The following is a 1,353-nucleotide window of genomic DNA, read 5'->3' as shown; positions in this document are numbered from 1 at the left end:
GAAGTCCAAAACTTGATTTAGAAGTCCAAAACTTGATTTAGAAGTCCAAAACTTGATTTAGAAGTCCAAAACTTGATTTAGAAGTCCAAAACTTGATAGCAGGATAATTTTATGGAATGTGGAGGGTTGAGAAAAGGTGCGATCGCTTTTGTGGATTAAGATAATGTAATACCACATCTAGGTTTTACTTGGGTGGGGATTATTTGATAAAGCAAAATTTTATGTTCTATAAATTAGAACCTGTGTAATTCGATCTAAAAAGCTAATGGAAAAATTCAATTATTTCATAAATTTGAAAAGATAAGTTTAGAGCAATGTTGGTTTTCGTTCGTCAACCCAATCTACAATTTATTGCAACTATGCCTCAAATACAATTATGACTACAGATGCAGAATATCAAACAAGAATTATCACCTATGACTGGGATGATTTAATGATATTATGGGCAGAAATTCAAGCAAAAAATACCTCAAATTTTTGGGATCGAGGTAAAGCATTAGAATATTTAGTTTTACGCGCCTTTCAACTTGATGGTGCTGAGGTAGCTTGGCCTTATACTGTAAAAATTCAAGATACAATAGTAGAACAAATTGACGGAGTAGTATATACAGACAGCCTAGCCTGTTTAATCGAATGTAAGGATGAAACTAAAGAAGTCAATTTTGAACCCGTAGCAAAATTACGAAATCAACTACTACGAAGACCAGCCACAGCTATTGGTAGCGTGTTTAGTCGGAGTGGATTTACAGAAGCAGCAGTAACATTAACTGGATTTGTTGCACCTCAAACTATTCTATTATGGGGAGGTAAAGAAATTGAATATTCATTAATAAATAAATCTATATGTAAATTTTTAGTTAAAAAATATCGTTTTTGTGTTCAAAATTGTATCCCTAATTACGACATTACAACGGAGATTTTTCTATGACACTAGCATATATGATTACAGAAGGTTATACAGATGTAGAAATTTTACAGAGATTACTGCCGAAAAATCTGAGTCAAGATATCCAATTTATAGCAGGTGAAGGTTCTTACAGAGCGCGTTCTTTAGCTAGTTCACTGCTTGCTACTCGGAAAAAACCTGTTGCTCTTGTTTTAGATGCAGATACAGATAACAAATCTCAAATATCTGAAAAACATGATTTAATTAATTATGTACTAAATCAGGCATCATCTGGAATTCCTTATCAAGTTTTTATAGCAGTTCCTGAATTGGAAATTGTATTTTTACAAGATAAATTATTAATTGAAAAAATAACAAAACGCCAATTCAATGATTTAGAATGGCAGTTAGCTCAAAGAACCCCTAAAAATTTTTTAGAGGCAGTATTCGGAAATAATAAGCAAATA

At 32.1% G+C, this 1,353-nt stretch carries 2 protein-coding genes; both read left to right on the top strand.

What is annotated here, in order from left to right; translation table 11 throughout:
- Nucleotides 1-376 precede the first annotated feature (376 nt).
- Entirely contained in the window at nt 377-928 is a 552-nt protein-coding gene (locus GNE10_RS34540; protein ID WP_185570510.1) for a restriction endonuclease, read from the top strand.
- Nucleotides 925-1,353, top strand: a 429-nt coding sequence (locus GNE10_RS34535) for a hypothetical protein (RefSeq protein ID WP_185570509.1), incomplete at its 3' end; no start/stop codon positions are given. The genes GNE10_RS34540 and GNE10_RS34535, both read left to right, overlap by 4 nt.

Origin of the sequence: Nostoc sp. 2RC (assembly GCF_014222165.1) — a bacterium.
In the GTDB taxonomy this organism is placed as follows: Bacteria; Cyanobacteriota; Cyanobacteriia; order Cyanobacteriales; family Nostocaceae; genus Nostoc; species Nostoc linckia.
Note: the sequence above shows the minus strand (reverse complement) of the source record. Positions and strands in the feature narration are given on the sequence as shown.

Bases quoted from the DNA above. Each gene is read 5' to 3' on its own strand.
- GNE10_RS34540 (WP_185570510.1), top strand. From the start codon at position 377: ATGACTACAGATGCAGAATATCAAACAAGAATTATCACCTATGACTGG.